This is a genomic window from Streptomyces shaanxiensis (assembly GCF_039537145.1).
Classification (GTDB): domain Bacteria; phylum Actinomycetota; class Actinomycetes; order Streptomycetales; family Streptomycetaceae; genus Streptomyces; species Streptomyces shaanxiensis.
Genome location: NZ_BAAAZY010000021.1, coordinates 41396 through 56219, shown reverse-complemented (window position 1 = coordinate 56219; position 14824 = coordinate 41396). Strand labels below are relative to the sequence as shown.

10 protein-coding genes are annotated in these 14824 nt (G+C 72.6%); 5 read left to right on the top strand and 5 right to left on the bottom strand.

Going from position 1 to position 14824, the window contains the following annotated elements:
• The first annotated feature begins 18 nt into the window (after nt 1-18).
• Genes ABD932_RS32400 through ABD932_RS32380 form a run of 5 tightly spaced genes read left to right on the top strand, consistent with a single transcriptional unit; the run spans nt 19 to nt 5551 of the window.
• The gene (locus ABD932_RS32400) at nt 19-1860 is read left to right on the top strand and encodes a lipid II flippase MurJ (protein WP_345018353.1); all 1842 of its coding nucleotides are present in this window, start codon (nt 19-21) and stop codon (nt 1858-1860) included.
• Nucleotides 1850-2641 carry a polysaccharide deacetylase family protein gene (locus ABD932_RS32395; protein WP_425587545.1) on the top strand — a complete coding sequence of 264 codons (792 nt, stop codon included), beginning with the start codon at nt 1850-1852 and terminating at the stop codon, nt 2639-2641. The genes ABD932_RS32400 and ABD932_RS32395 overlap by 11 nt, the downstream gene beginning before the upstream one ends.
• The gene (locus ABD932_RS32390; protein WP_250093207.1) at nt 2638-3780 is read left to right on the top strand and encodes a glycosyltransferase; all 1143 of its coding nucleotides are present in this window, start codon (nt 2638-2640) and stop codon (nt 3778-3780) included. Before ABD932_RS32395 ends, ABD932_RS32390 begins: the two co-directional genes overlap by 4 nt.
• On the top strand, nt 3777-4442 hold the full coding sequence (locus tag ABD932_RS32385) for a YveK family protein (RefSeq protein ID WP_345018195.1): 666 nt from the start codon (nt 3777-3779) through the stop codon (nt 4440-4442). Before ABD932_RS32390 ends, ABD932_RS32385 begins: the two co-directional genes overlap by 4 nt.
• On the top strand, nt 4439-5551 hold the full coding sequence (locus ABD932_RS32380; protein ID WP_345018193.1) for a GNAT family N-acetyltransferase: 1113 nt from the start codon (nt 4439-4441) through the stop codon (nt 5549-5551). Before ABD932_RS32385 ends, ABD932_RS32380 begins: the two co-directional genes overlap by 4 nt.
• Here the strand turns inward: ABD932_RS32380 and ABD932_RS32375 are convergent.
• The 5 genes from ABD932_RS32375 to ABD932_RS32355 form a co-directional block, all read right to left on the bottom strand.
• A complete protein-coding gene (locus ABD932_RS32375) occupies nt 5542-6951 on the bottom strand; it encodes a glycosyl hydrolase (RefSeq protein ID WP_345018191.1) in 1410 nt (469 codons plus the stop codon). The genes ABD932_RS32380 and ABD932_RS32375 overlap by 10 nt on opposite strands.
• A gap of 157 nt (nt 6952-7108) precedes the next feature.
• A complete protein-coding gene (locus ABD932_RS32370; protein ID WP_345018189.1) occupies nt 7109-9058 on the bottom strand; it encodes an AMP-dependent synthetase/ligase in 1950 nt (649 codons plus the stop codon).
• A gap of 487 nt (nt 9059-9545) precedes the next feature.
• On the bottom strand, nt 9546-11102 hold the full coding sequence (locus ABD932_RS32365) for a vWA domain-containing protein (RefSeq protein WP_345018350.1): 1557 nt from the start codon (nt 11100-11102) through the stop codon (nt 9546-9548).
• 147 nt (nt 11103-11249) lie between these two features.
• Nucleotides 11250-12116: an ABC transporter permease gene (locus tag ABD932_RS32360; protein ID WP_345018187.1), complete on the bottom strand. Its 867-nt coding sequence runs from the start codon at nt 12114-12116 to the stop codon at nt 11250-11252.
• Nucleotides 12113-14770 (bottom strand): CocE/NonD family hydrolase, encoded by a 2658-nt coding sequence (locus ABD932_RS32355; protein WP_345018185.1) that lies wholly within the window; start codon nt 14768-14770, stop codon nt 12113-12115. The genes ABD932_RS32360 and ABD932_RS32355 overlap by 4 nt, the downstream gene beginning before the upstream one ends.
• Nucleotides 14771-14824: the final 54 nt, after the last annotated feature.

The following is a 14824-nucleotide window of genomic DNA, read 5'->3' as shown; positions in this document are numbered from 1 at the left end:
GCCGGGCGACGCGCCGACATGGACGGCCGGCCCGCCGTCGCATCATCGAGGCGCTTCCTCGCGAGGGCGACCTTGCTCTCCGCCGCGCTGTCCATGGCCGGGGCGCTCCTCGGGCTCGGGCGGGATCAGACGCTTGCGCACCTCTTCGGTGCCGGTGCCGACACGGACGCGTTCCTGGTGGCCTGGACGGTGCCCGAGATGGCGTCGACGCTGCTGATCGAGGACGGGATGGCGTTCGTGCTCGTGCCCGCGTTCAGTGTGGCGCTGGCGCGGCGGGCGCGCGGGATCGGCGGCCCCGACCCCGTGCACGCCCTGGTCGCCGCCACGCTGCCGCGGCTGTGCCTCGCCCTCGCCGGCGCGGCCGCCGTGCTCGCGGCCGGCGCGCCGCTGCTGGTCTCCGTCCTGGCGCCCGGCCTGCCCGACCCGGCTCTGGCGGTGTCCTGCACCCGGCTGACCGCGACCTGCGTGCTGAGTTTCGGGCTGGCCGGCTACTGCGGTGCGGCGCTGCGGGCCCACGGCAGCTATCTCGCCCCGGGCGCGATCTACATCGCGTACAACAGCGCGATCATCACCACGATGTTCGCGCTGACCGAGCACTGGGGCGTACGGTCCGCGGCTCTCGGCGTCGCTCTGGGCGGGTTCCTCATGGCCACCCTCCTGGCACCGCCCCTGTGGCGACGGATCACCGGGCGGCGCGGCCGGTCCGTGGGCGCGGGGGTGTACGACGGGGGCGGTGGCAGGCTGCCAGGGTCGCCGGCGGGAGCGTTGGCCGCCGGGCAGCCCGGCCTGTCCGCGAACGCGGCGATGCACGACGGGAGCGGCGGCCGACCCCGACCCCCAGGGCCCGGGGCGCAACTCCCGACCACCGGGCAACCCCACCCGCCCGCGAACGCGACGACGCACCACGGAAGCGGTAGCCGACCCCGACCCCCAGGGCCCGGGGCACAACTCCCGGCCACCGGGCGGCGGCTGGCGCTCGGGCTCGTCTGTGCCGTGCTGCTCTTCGCCCTGTGCCGGCAGTCGCAGGTCCTCATCGAGCGGTACTTCGCGTCCGGGCTGCCCGCCGGGGCGATCTCGCATCTCAACTACGCCCAGAAGGTCGCCCAGTTGCCGATGTCGCTGGCGCTGATGGTGTGTGTCGTGACCTTCCCGGTGGTGGCGCGGGCCATCGCCGAGGGTGACACGCGGCGGGCCAGGGACCGGGTCGAGCGGGACCTGGTGCTGACGGCCTGCCTGGTTCTGTTCGGCGCCGCCGTGGTCGTGGCATGCGCGCCGCAGATCGTCCAACTGCTTTTCCAGCGCGGTGCGTTCACGGCGCAGGACACCGCGACGACCGCCGCCGTCATGCGGGTCTACGCGGCCGGGCTGCTCGGGCACACGCTGGTGGGGGCGCTCGTCATGTCGTACTTCTCGGCCGCCCGGACCACCTGGTACCCGCTGGGCGCGATGGTCGTGGGCGCGCTCACCACGGTCGCCCTCAGCGCCTGGGCCGTTCAGCCCTGGGGCGCCCGCGGCATCGCCGCCGCCAACGCGGCCGGCATCACCGTCACGGCACTGCTCCTGCTGAACGGTCTGGGTCCGCGCACGGTGCCCGTACGCGTCCGCCGGGTCGTCGCCGCGCTGGCCCGACCGGTGTGCGCGGCCGTGTGCGCCACCGGGGCCGGGCTGGCCGGTGCGGGGCTCTTCGCCTCGCCGGCGCCGTCCGTCGCCGCCGGCTGCATCTGCGTGGCCGCCGTGTTCCTCCCCCTGGCCTTGGTCCTCGACGCGGCGGGCGCCCGGTCCCTCCTGGCTCCCGTCGCGCACTCCGTCCACCGCTCCGTCCACCGCTCCGTCACACGAAAGCTGCGCCATGGTCGCTGACACATCCACCGTTCCGCGCACGGCCGAACCCGTTCCCGAACCAACCGTGGGGGGACGCCCGAAAAGGGGCCCCGCCGCCTGGGTGGCCATGTACCACTCCGTCTCGGACTGCCCCGACGACCCCTACAACGTCACCGTCACACCCGCCCGCCTCGAACGACAGCTCGCCTGGATGGCCGGCCGCGGCCTGCGCGGGGTGAGCGTCCGGGAGCTGCTCGCCGCGCGCGCCCGGGGCACCGAGCGCGGCCTGGTGGGGCTCACCTTCGACGACGGGTACACGGACTTCGTCACCACCGCCCTGCCCATGCTGCGCCGCCGGGGTTTCACGGCGACCGTGTTCGTGCTGCCCGGGCTGATCGGCGGCGAGAACATCTGGGAGCCGATCGGCCCGCGCAAGCCGCTGCTCGACGTGGACGGCATCCGCCGTGCCGTGGTCGCGGGCATGGAGGTCGCCTCACACGGCCTGACCCACCGCGATCTGACCAAGGCCACCGACGACGTGCTGCACACCGAGGTCACCGACAGCCGCCACCGGCTCGCCGCCGTCATCGACGACGACGTCGAGGGCTTCTGCTATCCGTACGGCTACGTCGACGAGCGTGCCGCCGACGCCGTGCGCCGGGCCGGTTACCGCTACGCCTGCTCGATCGCCGCCGGTCCGGCCGGCTGCGGCGACTTCGCGCTGCCCCGCATCCACATCGGGCGGGCGGACACCTCGGTGCGGCTGGAGCTGAAGCGCCGTCTGGCCCGGGTCCACGGTCGTGCCCTGGAGGCGGTGTGAAAGCCCTCCACATCATCACCGGCCTCGGCGCCGGCGGAGCGGAGCAGCAACTGCGCCTGCTGCTCCGCCACTTGACCGCGGAGTGCGACGTGGTGGCGCTGACCAACCCCGGCCAGGTCGCCGCCGGCCTGACCGCCGACGGTGTCAACGTCACCCACCTCGGGATGCGCGGCAACCGTGACCTCCGCGCGGTACCCCGCCTGGCCGAGCTGATCCGCGCCGGCGGCTACGACCTCGTCCACACCCACCTCTACCGGGCCTGTCTGTACGGCCGTATCGCCGCGCGGCTCGCCGGAGTCAGGACCGTCGTGGCCACCGAGCACTCGATCGGCGGCTCCCGGCTGGAGGGCCGTCCGCTGACCGCGGGCGTGCGCGCGCTGTACCTGGCCGGCGAGCGCCTCGGCCTCGCCACGGTCGCCGTCTCGCCGACGGTGGCCGAACGGCTGCGGACCTGGGGCGTGCCCGGGCAGCGCATCCGGGTCATCCCGAACGGGATCGACGCGCCCCGGTTCCGGTACGACGAGGCGCGCCGCAAGCAGGCCCGGGCGTTCCACGGGCTGCCGGAGAACGCGTTCGTCGTCGGCGGTGTGGGGCGCCTCACCCCGGGCAAGCGCTTCGACCTGCTCGTGCAGGCGCTGGCCCTGCTGCCCATCAACGTATGGCTGTTGCTGGTCGGCGGCGGCCCCGAGGAGGCGGTGCTGCGGCGCACCGCCCAGATGCTCGGGGTCGCGGACCGGGTGGTGCTGACCGGCGAGCGGCCGTATCTGCCCGAACCCGGCGACAAGGCACCCGACCTGGTCGCCCTGCTGTCCGCGATGGACGTGCTCGCCTCGCCGTCGCCGGAGGAGTCCTTCGGGCTCGCCGTCGTGGAGGCGCTGGCCGCGGGACTGCCCGTGCTGTACGCGAGCTGCCCCGCGGTGGAGGACCTGCCGCCGGACGCGGTGCCCGGAGCCCGGCGTATCACGGGCGGTGCCGGGGCGTACGCACGCGAGCTGCTGCGGCTGCGGGCGGCGGGACCGGGCGAGCGGACCGTCCCGGACGTCGTGCACCGCTACGACATCGCGAGCAGCGCCCGGCAACTGATGGATCTGTACACGGCCGCTCTGTCCGGCTCGACCTCGGAAGTGAGTTCCTCATGACGGACAACCCCGCTCCGCGGACCCCGCTGTCCGGCCGTGCTCGGGCGAAGGGACGGCCCTCGTGGTGGTGGCTGCCGGTCGGCGCGCTGCTCGGTGCCGTGGCCGGAGGCGCCTACGGCCAGTTGAGGCCGCCGGAGTACACGGCGACGAGTTCCGTCGTCGCCGTGCCCACCGGCCGGACCGACGCCGACTACGCCGACGCGCTCGGTTTCGCGCAGGCGTACGGCCGGGTGGCCGCGCAGCTCGCGGTGCTCGGGGACGCGCAGGTGTGGGCGGGCGTGCCGGTCGCGACGCTGCGCGAGAGCGTGCAGGTGGCGACCTCGCCGGACGCGCCGATGGTCGCGGTGTCGGCGACCGCGTCGCGCCCGGGCCAGGCCGTCGACATCGCCAACGCCGTGTCCTACGCGCTGGTCACCCAGGCGAACCACACCAAGGACGCGACCGGTATCCGGCTCGAGCGCCTCGCCCGTGCCCTGAAGCCCAGCGAGCCGTCGTCCGCGTCCCCGGCGCTGACCGCGCTCGTGGGCGCGAGCGCCGGCGGCCTGCTGAGCGGCCTCGCGCTGCTGGCCCGGCCGCGGCGGACCGACGGCGACGACGACCAGACGCGGGCGTCGGTGCCCAGCCCGGCCAACGCGGCGGACGCCCACGGGACGCTTGGATGACCGCGCCCGGCCGCGCGCTGTCGGTGGAGGTGTGCACCGACGAGCGCGCCTTCGCGGGCCTGGCCGGGGAGTGGGACCGCCTGCACCGGGCGTGCCCGTCGGCGACGCCGTTCCAGAGCCATGCCTGGCTGCACTCGTGGTGGCTGTCGTACGGCGGGCCGGGCAGACTGCGGCTGGTCCTGGTGCGCAGCGGCGGTGAACTGGTGGCGGCGGCGCCGCTGATGCGCGCCCACCGCCCGCTGCCGACGCTGGTGCCGATCGGCGGTGCCATCACCGACTTCTGCGATGTCCTCGTCGACGGCAGGGCGGCCACGCAGGGCGCCTGGGCGCTGGCGGACGCGCTGGCCGACATGGCCCGCGACGCCCTGGTCGACTTCGGTGAGGTGCGCCCGGGTGGTGCGATGGAGCGGGTCTTCCTCTGCTGGCGTGGCCCGCGTCACCGGCTGCGTGACTCCGTGTGCCTGGAGTTGCCCGCCGTGCCCGTGGACGAGTTGGTCGGACGGCTGTCGTCGAGGCACGCCCAGCGGGTCCGCAACAAGGTGAAGCGGATCGTTCGGCTCGGCGTCGAGTGGCGTGTCGTACGCCACGACGAGACCGAGGCGGCCCTGCGCCGGCTCGTCGAGCTGCACCGGCTGCAGTGGCAGGGCAGACACATGTCGCCGGAGCACGCGCGGCCTCGGTTCCTGGAGCACCTGGTCCGGTCGGTGGTCCCCATGGCCCGGTCCGGTCAGGCCGCGGTGACGGAGTTCCTGCTCGACGGCGCGGTGGTGGCCGTCAATCTGAATCTGCTGTCAGGACAGATGGCGGGCACGTATCTGTACGGCTTCCACCCGCGGTTGCGGGAGCGCAAGGTGGACGTGGCGGCGATGCTGCTGCACGCCTCCACCGAGCACGCCACGTCCGGCGACGGGCCGCGGGTGCTGAGCCTGCTGCGCGGCGCCGAACCGTACAAGTACCGCTGGCACCCCGAGACCGTCACCAACCAGCGTTTCCTGCTGGCCCGGCGCCGCACCCTCCCGCTGCTGGCCCTCGCGGCCGGCGAGGCGGCCGCGCGTCGCCGGGCCAAGAAGGTCCTGCGCGGGGACCCCGGTCCCGCCGATCACCGGTAGCGCTCCGCCCACTGGAGGCAGACGGTGAGCTTGCCGCCGATCTCGTGCTCGAGCCGGTTCTCCAGGTCCAGCGGTGTGCAGTGGGGCAGCTTGGAGGGCTTGGGCGTCGGCGTCGGCGGCCTGGCCGGCACCGGTGTCGGCTTCGGTGCCGGCTGCGGCTTGGTCCCGGCTGGGACCGTCGGCCCGGTCGGGGCGGTCGGGTCGGTCGGGGCGGTCGGGTCGGTCGGGGCGGGAACGGACGGCCCCGGTTCCGGCTGCGGCAGACGGGGGCGGGACAACAGCGCGCGGTACAGGGCGGCGGCCCGGGGGTTGTCGGAGCACAGCCAGACGCCGTGCGGGCAGTAGTCGGTGATGGTGTTGTACAGCGGCTTGTGCTCGTCCATCCAGGCGAGCATGCGCAGCATGTACGTGATGTTGTCGCCGTTGCGGAACAGTCCCCATTCCGGATACGAGATCGGCTTGCGGTGCCGGCGCGCGAAGTCCACGTGGTGCTGCAGGCCGTAGGGCTCGGACACCTGCTCGTCGAAGCTGAGCCCGCCCGGCTGGTCGTAGGCGTCCATGCCGAGGATGTCGACGAACTCGTCGCCCGGGTAGCACTCCGGCCAGGGAATCGCGTCCATGCCGCGGCTCGGGGCGAAGTCGAACCTGAACTTCTGCCCGGGGACCGAGCGCATGACGGTGACGATGCGCTGCCAGTACTGCTTCCAGCTCTCCGGGTCGGGGCCGCAGCGGTGGGTGTAGGTGACGCCGTTCATCTCCCAGCCGAGCACGATGACGGTGTCCGGCACGTCCAGGTCGACCAGCCGCTCGGCCAGCGCCTCGAAGTGGTCGTCGAACTCGCCGGAAGCGCCGCGCCGCAGCAGCTCCCTGACGTCGTCGTCGGGGACGTTCTCCTCGTTGCGTTCCATCATCGGCACGTTGAGCACGAGCAGCCGGTCGGCCTTGGCCCGCCGCCACTTGGCCCAGCTGTCGAGGAAGCCGTGCGCGCCCTCGATGTTGTGCCAGACGTCCCCCGGCAGATAGGTGTGCCCCACGCGCAGTTCGTGCCCGCCGAGCCAGCGGCTGAGCTGCTTCATGCGCTGCAGGCCGACGGGCCCGTAGTGGAGGTACGCCCCGAACGCGGGGCCGCGCGCGGCCGCTCCCGGCGGGGAGTGCGTGGCGCCCGGGGGCGTGGGGGACGCGGTCGGGGACGAGGTCGGGGACGCGGCGGGTTCGGGATGCGGTGCCGGGTCCGTCACCATGGCGGCGCGGTCCGGCGGGTCGGGACGGGACGCGGCGTCGTCCGCGACGGCCGGGCCCGGGACCAGGGCCGCTGACGCGAATACTCCGGCGGTGGCGAACGCCAGTCGCCTCAGGCGCGCGTGGCACCTGGGGCTGGACCGGCGGTGTTCGGGGTCCATGCGTCCTCCTTCGGGGCAGCTCCCTCCCACTCAGCGATACAGGGTCATATATGCGCTTAATACACCAATCGAGTACGGCGACCCGGCATGGATCGCCCGCAAGAGTGACCGCGAACGGTCAGTCAGTCACGAACGGTCCGCCCGTCGCGCACCTCCCTCACTTGCCGTACAGCGCCTCGATCTCGTCCGCGTACGCCGCCGCCACCGCGTGCCGCTTGACCTTCAGGGACGGCGTCAGCATGCCGTTGTCCTCGTTGAACTCGCCCTCGACCAGGATGAACGCGCGGATCGACTCAGCCCGGGAGACAGCCTCGTTGGCGTAGTCGACGGCCTTCTGGACCTCGGCGCGCATCCGGGGGTCCCCGATCACCTCGGCCGGCGGGGTGTCGGCGGGCAGTTTGCGTACGGCGAGCCAGTGGGCCACCGCCTCGGGGTCGAGCGTGATCAGGGCGCCGACGAAGGGGCGGTTGTCGCCTACGACCATGCACTGGCCGATGGGCGAACGGCTGCGCAGACGGTCCTCCAGCACGGCCGGGGAGACGTTCTTGCCGCCGGAGGTGACGAGGATGTCCTTCTTGCGGCCGGTGATGGTGAGGTAGCCGTCCTCGTCGAGGGAGCCGAGGTCGCCCGTGGCGAACCAGTCGCCTTGGAGCACGGCCTCCGTGGCGGCCGGGTTGTTCCAGTACGAGCCGAAGACGATGCCGCCCTTGATGAGCACCTCGCCGTCCTCGGCGATACGGACGGCGGTGCCGGGGACGGGCCGGCCGACCGTGCCCGGGCGGGGTTTGAGGGGCGGGACGATGGTGGCGGCGGCCGTCGTCTCCGTGAGGCCGTAGCCCTCGTAGACGATGATTCCGGCGGCGTAGAAGAACAGGTTGAGGTTGCGGTCCAGCGGGGAGCCGCCGCTGATGGCGTAGCGCATGCGGCCGCCGAGTTCCTTGCGGATACGGCGGTAGACCAGCAGGTCGTACAGGGCCCAGGCGGCGTAGAGGCCGGGTCCGGGGCCCTTGCCCTCGTCCAGGAACTTGTTCAGATACGCCTCGCCGAAGCGGACGCCGATGCGGTCGGCGCGGTCGAAGGAGGCGCCGCGGCCGATCTTCTCCGCCGTCGCGCGGCCGGTGTCGTGGATCTTCTCGAAGAGGTAGGGGACACCGACGAGGAAGGTCGGGCGGAACTCCCTGAAGGCCGGGCGGAGTTCGTCGGGCTTGATGCTGGGGCAGTGGCCGATCTCGATGCGGGCCATCAGGCAGGCGATCTGGAGGGTGCGGCCGAGGATGTGGGCGAGCGGGAGGAAGAGGAGGGTGGAGGCGTCCTGGCCGGTGACCTCCTTGAAGATCGGGTGGAGCAGTTGGACCGTGTTGGCGGCCTCGGCGTGGAGGTTGCCGTGGGTGAGGACGCAGCCCTTCGGTTGGCCGGTGGTGCCGGAGGTGTAGCAGACGGTGGCGATGGTGTCGGGGGTGAGGGCCGCGCGGCGCTTGGTGACTTCGTCGTCGGGGAGGTGCCGGCCGAGGGTGGTGAGGGCGGCGAGAGCGGTGAGGGCGGTGAGCTCATCGGCCTTCTGCGGCGCGTCCAACTGCCATATGCGCGGGGGATGTTGGTGGCCGGCCGTGGCTGTCGTCACCGTCTCGGTGTTCTCCTCCGTCTCGGTTATGACGTAGTGGGCGCCCGAGTCGCGGACGATCCACTCCACCTGGTCGGCGGAGGAGGTGGCGTAGACGGGAACGGTCTGGCCGCCCGCGGCCCATATGGCGAAGTCCAGGACCGTCCACTCGTAGCGGGTACGGGACATCACGGCGACCCGGCCGCCGGGTTCGAGTCCTGCCGCGATCAATCCCTTGGCCACGGCGGTGACTTCGCGGGCGAAGCCGGTGGTGGTGACGGGGTGCCAGGTGGTGCCCCGCTTGCGGCGGAGGACCACGGCGTCGGGCGCCTCGGCGGCGTTGGTGTAGGGGAGGTCGGCGGTGGTGCCGGTGGTGGGGTGGGCGGCGAGGGGTGGGGTGCGGGCCTCGCGGACCACTCCGCGGTCGTCCTTCGTGATTTCGACTCTGGTGCGCGCCATCAGGTCGGTGCGCTGCTTCGCCCGCTTCAGGTCCTTGCGTACGCCCATGTCGGCTCCCGGTGCCAGGTGGACTTACCGGGGGGTCAACTTACTCGCGCGTAGCGGAAGGTCAATGGGTCTGGTGGTGGTTGGGTGCGGGTGCGATGTGGGGTGCCTGCGGCGGCCTGTGCGGCCTCGGTGGGGGTGCGCGTAGCGCCTGCGGGTGGGTTGTGGGTCGGGGCCGTGCCGGGGGGTGTCCGTCCTCGGACCGGCGGCTGGACTTAGGCCGGGAGGTGCTGCGTGTTGACGCCGGCCACTGCGGGCGGACACCCCCCGGCACGTCCCCTTCCCGCCGTAGGCGACTGCGGGCCCGTGGGGGTACGCGGCCCCCAGCGAGCCCTCGCCTCAAGACGCCGGCCCAGGCATTTCAGCCCGTCCGGCGTTTGAGGACGAGGCCCCTTCAGGGCCGAAGCGGGGGTCTGGGGGCGGCAGCCCCCAGGGACGGGACGGGTAGGGGCGGCGGGGGCGAGGAAAAGGACTGGTGCGCCGGGGCGGGTCAGTCCTGGCCCGTGAGGTCGGTCGCACGGTGGATCGCGTCGGCGAGGTGGCGTACCTCCTCGTCCTCCGTGGTGGTCGCCAACCTGTCGGCACGGTCGGCCAGTTCGGCGAGGCCGGACGTGCCCGGCAGGGCGTTCCAGCGGTCGTCGCCGAGGCGGAGGGCGTCGGCGAAATAGGCGGCCGTGGCGGTCACCTGGAAGCGGGGGCTCGCGCTCCAGACGGAGTCCTGGAGGGCACCGGTCTCCAGACGGCCCGACTCCTCGTGCGGGGCCCTGGACCCGGGGTCGAGCCAACGGACGCTCGCCGTGGCGAGGTGGCCCTCCGTACCGGGGCGGGTGCGGACGGCGTAGAGGGCCGTCACCGTGTGGCCGGGCCCGACCTCGCCGCCGTCGACGCTGTCGTCCCGGAAGTCCTCGTCGGCGACCTGCCGGTTGTCGTAACCGATGAGGCGGAACTCGGAGACCGTCGTTTCGTCGAAGGCGACCTGGGCCTTGGCGTCGCGCGCCGTGAGGTCGATGTTCTTCGGAAGCTCCTCGCAGAAGACCTCGCGGGCTTCGTCGTCGGAGGAGACATATGTCGTGTGGCCGTCGCCCTTGTCGGCCAGGCGTTCCATCAGGGCGTCGCCGTAGTCGCTGCCGACGCCCACGCCGAAGAGGGTGATGCCGTGTTCACGGCGCTCGGAGGCGATGCGTTCGAGGATGCTGTCCGCGTCGGTGTCGCCGGTGTTGGCCAGGGCGTCGGAGACGAGGACGACGCGGTTCGTGGCGCCCTCCCGGAGGCCTTCCACGGCTGTTTCGTAGCCGGTTTCCACGCCTGCGCCCAGGTTGGTGGAGTCCGTGGGCTCCAGGCTGTCGATCGCGTCGTGGATGTCGCCGCGGTTGTCGTCGAGGCGGGTCATCGGCAGGACCGTCTCCGCCTCGTCGCTGAAGGTGACGATCGCGACCGAGTCGTCGTCGCGGAGTTGGTTCGTCATGACGCCCAAGGATTCCTTGGCGAGGTCCAGGCGGCCGGGTTCGGCCATCGAGCCGGAGATGTCGATGACGAAGGTGAGGGCGGCGGGCGGGCGCTCGTCGGCATCGGCGGCCGGGCGCGTGGCCAGGCCCACGCGGACCAGGGACCAGTCCTCGCGGTCGGTGCGGGCGCCGTCGACGGTGACCGTGAAGCCGTTGCCGTCGGGGCGGTCGTAGTCCTGGCGGAAGCTGTTGACGAACTCCTCGGGGCGGACCGTCGACGGGTCGGGCAGCCGGCCGTCGGCGAGGGACCGGCGCGCGTAGCCGTAGGAGGCGGTGTCGACGTCGAGGGCGAAGGTGGAGAGGTAGTCGGGGGCGGGCGCGAACTCGCGGGACTCCGAGTCGTCGTTGCCGTCGTTGTTCTTCTGTTCGCCCGTTCCGCCGGTGCTGTGCGTGTAGTCGGGGGCCGGGAAGCCGCTGGCGTAGCCGTTGTTGTCCGCCGCGGAGTCCCCGCTGTCGTTGGCGCCGCAGCCGGTGAGCAGCAGGCCCGCCGCCGCGCCGAGTGCCAGGAGGCCTCGTATTCGTTGTCCTCGGTATCGCTCCATCATCCGTGCCCCCTTGGTCCGTTGACGTCGACTTCTGTGACTGTGACGGGCCAGGGGGCCGGAACGTGCGCTACGGAGCGTTGCGGATGAGTCTCGAAGAGGGCACGGGGGCGGCCCTTCGAGACCGGTGGGTGATCCTCCGTTGACCTACGACACCACGTCCTTGCGGGCAAAACCGCGGAAGGCCAGCGCGAACAGCACCATGGCGTACGTTATCGACAGGGACGTGCCCTGGATCATGTCGGTCCAGTCGAGTTGGGGTCGTACGGCGTCCAGCCAGGCGTACTGCCAGTGCGAGGGCAGGAACTCCCGCCAGTCGCCCAGGGCCGTCACCTCGTCGAGGACGTTGCCGATGATGGTCAGGCCGACCGCGCCGCCGACCGCGCCCAGCGGTGCGTCCGTCCGGGTGGACAGCCAGAACGCCAGGGCGGCGGTGACCAGTTGGGACACGAAGATGTACGCCACGGTGATCACAAGGCGCTGGGCCGCGGTGCCGGCGGCCAGTGAGCTGCCGGTGGGGAGCTCCAGCGGGCCCCAGCCGTACGCCGCCGTGCCCACGGCGAGTGCGACGACCGGCAGCAGGATCATCGCGGCCAGGCTGAGGCTCAGCCCGACGACGAGCTTGGACCACAGCAGGCGTGCCCGGGGCACGGGCGCGGCCAGCAGATAGCGCAGGGAGGACCAGCTGGCCTCCGAGGCGACCGTGTCCCCGCAGAACAGGGCGACGGGGACGACGAGCAGGAAGCCCGCGGAGGCGAACAGGTTGACCGCGGCGAAGTTCGCCCCGGACAAGGTGGCCGTGTCCATCAGGCCGGTCCCACCGTTGCGTGAGTCCGGTGCGCCGCCCACCTGGAAGGCGATGAGCAGGACGAACGGCAGGGCGAACAGGATGCCGCCCATGACGAGCGTGCGGCGCCGCTTCAGCTGCCGGACCAGCTCGACCCGGATGGGCAGGGTGCGGCCCGCGCGGTAGCCGTCGGCGACCTCCGCGCGGCCCGTCAGCGTGCTGCTCATGCGGAGTCTCCGATCAGGGTGAGGAAGGCGTCTTCGAGGCGGCGGTGCGGGCCCACCGCCTCCACCGGGACTTCCAGCCGGACGAGTTCGGCGATCAGGCGCTGTGCGCTGCCGTCCGCGTCGAGCTGTATGAGCAGGCCGCCGTCGGTGCTCACCGCCGAGGCCACGCCCGGCAGGGCGGCGACCTTCTCGACGAGGGGCTCGTCCACCGGCGTGCCGGTGCCGACCAGCAGGGTGTCGCCCGAGCCGACGATCTCGCCGACCGGGCCCGCCTGGACGAGCTTGCCGTGGTCCATCACCACGAGGTGGGTGCAGGTCTGCTCGACCTCCGCCAGCAGGTGGCTGGAGACGATGACCGTGCGGCCGGCCGCCGCGTACCGGATCATGACCTCGCGCATCTCGCGGATCTGTGGCGGGTCGAGGCCGTTCGTCGGCTCGTCGAGGATCAGCAGGTCCGGCAGGCCGAGCATGGCCTGGGCGATGGCGAGGCGCTGGCGCATGCCCTGCGAGTAGGTGCGGACCGCTCGGGCGAGCGCGTCGCCGAGGCCCGCGATCTCCAGGGCCTCGTCCAGGTGGGCGTCCTGCGGCGGACGGCCGGTGGCCTGCCAGTACAGCTCCAGGTTCTCGCGGCCGGACAGATGCGGAAGGAAGCCCGCACCCTCGACGAAGGCGCCGACGCGGGAGAGCACGGGGGCGCCGGGCGCGATCGCGTGGCCGAAGACGCGGATCTCTCCGCCGTCCGGCTTGATCAGGCCCATCAGCATGCGCAGTGTCGTCGTCTTGCCGGCGCCGTTCGGGCCGAGCAGGCCGAGCACCTGGCCCTTCTCCACCCGGAAGGACAGGTCCCTGACCGCGTAACGGTCGGCGGACTTCGCGTACCGCTTGCTCAAGTCCGTGATCTGGAGCGGCACTTCGGCCAGTGCCGGCTCGGGGGCGGCGGGCGCCTTGGTGCGGCGCCGTCCGGTCACCAGCAGGGCCAGCGCGATCCCGGCGCCCGCGAGGGGCAGCCACCACACCCAGGCGGACAGCGTGGACGCGGTGTCGGTGTCGCCGAGCGCCGTCGGGACCGACAGCTCACCCTTCAGGGAGACCGTGTACGTCGCCGGGGCCGTCGGGGAGGCGTAGCCGAGGTCGGTGGAGGCGAGGACCAGGCGCAGGCGGTGCCCGTCGTCGATCTCGTGGTCGATCGCCGGGAGGGTGATCGTGACGTCCTTGCCGGCCTTCGCGCCCTCGACGCGGACGGGTTCGACCAGCTGGGAGGGGAGCACCTGCTGGCCCTGGCCGCCCGGGCCGACGTCGTACACCTTGGCGAAGAGCACGGCGTCCTCGCTGGTGGACTTCACATGGACGGTGACCGTCGGCGACCCGGTGATCTGCAGGTCCTCCCGGACGGGCGCCGACTCGAACGCGGCGTACTGGCCCGGGAAGTCGAGGGACACCCCGACGCCGAGCGAGGACAGCTGGGCGAGTCCGCCGGAGCTGCCGAATCCGGGCAGGGCCGATACGGCGGGCGGGCTGGCGCCGGCCGGGTTCGCGAAGCTCTGCTCGCGCCCGGTGAGGGCGATCTCGCGCTCCTTGCCCTGCAGGCCGGGGTACTTGTCCGCGCTGACGCCGCTGAGCCGGGGCTCGCCGTCTCCGGTGCCGGTGCCGAGGGTGCGGGTGACGCGGAAGGCCGGGCCCGTGTCGGCGCTCTTGTCGTCCTTGAGGTAGCGGTCGAACCAGGACTTCACGCGGCCCTGGATCCGGCTCGTCTCCATGTCGCCGCCGTCATGGCCGCCGGAGATCCAGTCGACGTCGACCGGGGCGCCGTTGGCGCTGATGGCCTTCGCCGCCTGGTCGGCCTGGCCGAGGGGGAAGAGGGAGTCGGACTGGCCCTGCATGAGCAGGGTGGGCACCTTGATGCGGTCGCCGACGGCGGACGGCGAGCGCTCCTCCAGCATGGTGCGGGCCGCGGCGTCCGGGGTGCCGGACTCGGCGACCCGGTCGTACATCTCGCAGATCTGCGTCTCGAACTTGTCGCAGCCGCCGGCCGAGTTGACGAAGATGCCCGCCCAGAGCTTCTTGAACACGCCGTTCGGGAACAGGGCGTCCGCGAGGTTCCAGTACGTGATCGCCGGGGCGATGGCGTCCACGCGGTCGTCGTGGCCGGCGGCCAGCAGCGAGATCGCGCCGCCGTAGGAGCCGCCCGCCATGCCGACCCGGGGGTCGCCGCTCTTGTCGAGCTCGACCTGGGGCTGCTTCGCCAGCCAGTCCAGCAGCCTGGAGACGTCGGCGACCTCGCCCTTCGGGTCGTTCAGCCCGACCTTGCCGGTCGACTTCCCGAAGCCGCGGGCGGACCAGGTGAGGACGGCGTACCCGTCCCGGGCGAGGTCCTCGGCCTGCTGCCGTACGTCGTCCTTGCTGCCGCCGAAGCCGTGTCCCAGCAGGACGGCCGGGCGGCGTTCTGAGGCGCCGGAGGTGAAGAACGAGGTGTCGATGCGGACCCCGTCCCCCATGTCCATGACGCGGTCGGCGTGCTGCACCGCGGGCGTGTCGTCGTCGGCGACGGCCGTCCAGGTCCCGGCACCGGCGAGGACGACGACGGAGGCCGCGGCGGCGATCCACCGGCGCGGCCTCCGTACTCGCCCTCGCAGTGCGGGCAGTCGAAGATCCATGGTTCAACGGTACGGGGCCAACCTGTCGGCAAGTTATCGACCGAGGGCTGAATC